The sequence below is a fragment of the Paraglaciecola sp. genome (assembly GCF_030730205.1).
Classification (GTDB): Bacteria; Pseudomonadota; Gammaproteobacteria; order Enterobacterales; family Alteromonadaceae; genus Paraglaciecola.
Genome location: NZ_JANQVQ010000185.1, coordinates 1 through 2877 on the forward strand (window position 1 = coordinate 1; position 2877 = coordinate 2877).

General features: G+C 46.1%; 4 protein-coding genes. 1 reads left to right on the forward strand and 3 read right to left on the reverse strand.

Annotated features, from left to right (window positions below; all coding sequences use genetic code 11):
• On the forward strand, positions 1 to 654 hold a 654-nt coding region (locus NWQ57_RS12555; RefSeq protein WP_306022492.1), incomplete at its 5' end, for an MBL fold metallo-hydrolase.
• A gap of 105 nt (positions 655 to 759) precedes the next feature.
• Here NWQ57_RS12555 and NWQ57_RS12560 read toward each other — a convergent pair.
• The 3 genes from NWQ57_RS12560 to NWQ57_RS22685 form a co-directional block, all read right to left on the reverse strand.
• The gene (locus NWQ57_RS12560) at positions 760 to 1470 is read right to left on the reverse strand and encodes a Crp/Fnr family transcriptional regulator (RefSeq protein WP_306022493.1); all 711 of its coding nucleotides are present in this window, start codon (positions 1468 to 1470) and stop codon (positions 760 to 762) included.
• Positions 1471 to 1736: 266 nt separating this feature from the next.
• A complete protein-coding gene (locus tag NWQ57_RS12565) occupies positions 1737 to 2726 on the reverse strand; it encodes an L-threonylcarbamoyladenylate synthase (protein WP_306022494.1) in 990 nt (329 codons plus the stop codon).
• Positions 2727 to 2876, reverse strand: a complete 150-nt coding sequence (locus NWQ57_RS22685) for a DUF6671 family protein (RefSeq protein ID WP_372340920.1) — start codon at positions 2874 to 2876, stop codon at positions 2727 to 2729.
• Between the last annotated feature and the right edge of the window lies 1 nt (position 2877).

Here is a 2877-nt window from a genome sequence, read left to right on the forward strand (position 1 = left end):
AAAAGTGAATTAACTATTTACGGGCCTCCGGGCACAAAACAAACCGTAGATGGGATATTTGCTTTTATGACCTATGGAGCATTAGGTCACTATGGTGTGCCAGGACAAGCGGCTGCACCACCAAATAGAAACATCAAAGTGGTAGAAGTGGTTGATGGTTCAGTCCTTGATTTTGATGGTTTTAAACTCAGTGTTATCCGCAATACTCATTACAGCTGGCCAAAAGACAGCGAGGAGTACAATAAATTTCAAGCCCTATCCTTTAAATTTACCTTGCCTAATTACACTGTTGTCTATACCGGCGATACAGGGCCGAGTGAAGCGGTTGAATTGCTCTCACAGAACGTTGATTTATTGATCAGTGAAATGATGGACGTTGAACATACCGTAAATTTGGTAAAACGCATGAATCCGATGATGCCACCGAAAGCCCTTGGTCATATGAAGCAACATTTATCTAAACATCATTTAGTACCGGCTGATGTGGGTCAGCTTGCAGCAAAAGCGCAAGTCAAAAAATTAGTGGTAACTCACATGGCACCAGGTTTAGTGACGCCTGAAGAATTTGCTAAATACACTGGCGAAGTGGCTGAGTTTTATAAAGGTGATATTACCATTGCTAATGATCTTGATCGTTTTACCTTAGAAAAATAAGGGACGATGATGAGCGCTTGTCTCATCAATATTAACCAGTAAAATGCAAGGGACGAGTTGATTACTCGTCCTTTTTTTATGGCTTATCACCTCAGGGTAATTTTTTTATTGCCCCATGGCTTTTTTATAACTTGCTAAAGCCGCAAAGTAACAGCCGCAAGAAATATGCTCTAAACCTTCCCGTGACAGTATTTGAATGTGGCCGCGGCGATAACGGATCAAGCCTTGTTTTTGTAAACTTCCGGCCGCGATGGTGACCGCACTGCGACGTACACCCAGCATGGTAGCCAAAAATGTGTGGGTGAGCATAAACGTGTCGGCGTGAGCGCGGTCATGGGTCATTAATAGCCAACGTGCCAAACGCTGTAGTACTTCATGAAAACAGTTGCAAGCGCCGGTTTGCGCTAGTTGCAACAAGGTCACATACAGATAACTGTGAATGGTGTGTTGCAAGGCCCCATTGCCTGATAAATATTGACAAAACGACGAGGCTTCTAGCTTTAAGGCACTGCCAGAGCCTTGAACAAGGCATTGCATTGGTGCTGTTGACTTTCCCAGCGCGAGGGTTGCTCCTATCATCCCTTCATTGCCGATTAAACCCATTTCGATAGCGGGTTCGCCCCAAATAGGTACTAACAAAGAAACAAATCCACCTAAGGGAAAATATACATACGCTATTGTTTCATCTGCTTGGCACAGGACCTCTCCAAACTCTAGTTGAACCAAGGTGCTGTGATGGTAAAACCACTGCTGCTGCAAAGCTGACAGCCCGTCTAGCAAGTGATTAGAAATAGGGAGGGATGAAGTTGGTGCCATGAGGCTCTCCAGCGATAAAAGTGCACAGCCAAATAACTGCGCTCGTATTCAATCGCCGTTTAGCATGTAGGGATGAGCGTGACGCGTCTGTGCGATCTCACACTGAGCGGGGCTTAATTGTGGCTCCTTTATACCCATTAGTATACATGAGCCTTAGCGAACAGAAGCTCAGAGAGATAGCAGGCAACATTATTTTCGTTGTTCGCATCCATAGTGCTAAGGCCTGGGTTATTATTCCTGCTTCACCTTTTTAAGCTGTGTTTAAGCTAAGCTTTAAAGCAGGCGCGACTTACTCTATCAATAACTTCATGCCATTCATAAGGCGGTTGTTCTATCCAAATCTCATCGCAGTTCATTCGATCCGCTTGGCTAAGCGCTTGGTAAAGTTGACTGGCGTATTTTTCTCGCTGCGTACTCAATTTGATTGAGTGAATACTTGCGTTATTGAGTCGAACAAGGGGAAGCTCACTCATATGAATAATTGCCAATGTGGGCCCATTGCACTCACGTTTTAAGATATTTGCTTCAAGTGCTTGGCGCGTGAACAAGCTTGCAGGGGTATTGGGCTGGTAGTGCGCTGGCATATTGCCCGCAACAGCCACGTCATGGCTACTAGGCAGAACGACGTTTTCACCCATAATCGCTGCGAGTTGCTCAGCATAGTAAGGCCCAGCGCGTAAGATCCTTACAGGCAGTACAGTTAAATCGACAATCGTTGACTCTAAGCCTAAATGGCAATCGCCACCATCAAGTACTGCATCGATACGGCCGTTTAATCCATCCATGACCTGCTGGGCACAGGTTGGACTGATCTTTTTATGCAAATTAGCCGAAGGCGCCACTACCGGTCCGCAAACACTCAGTAATTGACGTAAGCGCGTTTTATCCGGCATACGGATCGCGATGGTATCGCGCCCACCCGTAATTAGGCCACTGACCCCCGGCGCTTTGTTGAAAATCATCGTTAAAGGGCCGGGCCAGCAATGCTCGGCTAACAATTTTGCGCTGGCAGGCACATCGATGACCCAATCAGCCAATTGAGAAAACTGGCCAATATGCAAAATTAATGGATGATCACTGGGACGGTTTTTGGCGGCAAACACGCCTTTGATGGCGTTGTCATCATGGGCACTGGCGGCCAATCCGTACACTGTTTCTGTGGGGATAGCCACTAACTTACCGGCAGATAACAGCGTTGCAGCCTGCTTTAGATCAGCATCACTTTCAAGGGATAATAATAAGGTGTCTTTGGTCATTTAGGGATTACAGTAAGGGCAGTTAACAGGTTCAGCAAAAGGCGTGTCGACAGCAAAAGATTGTTGATGCTGGCAACTTTGGCAGATTGCAATTCGTTTGGCAATAGAATGGGTGGGCATATGGCATACACCACAAGGAAGGCCGTCCACG

Coding starts and splice junctions, on each gene's coding strand:
- NWQ57_RS12560 (WP_306022493.1), bottom strand. CDS start 1,470: ATGGCACCAACTTCATCCCTCCCTATTTCTAATCACTTGCTAGACGGG.
- NWQ57_RS12565 (WP_306022494.1), bottom strand. CDS start 2,726: ATGACCAAAGACACCTTATTATTATCCCTTGAAAGTGATGCTGATCTA.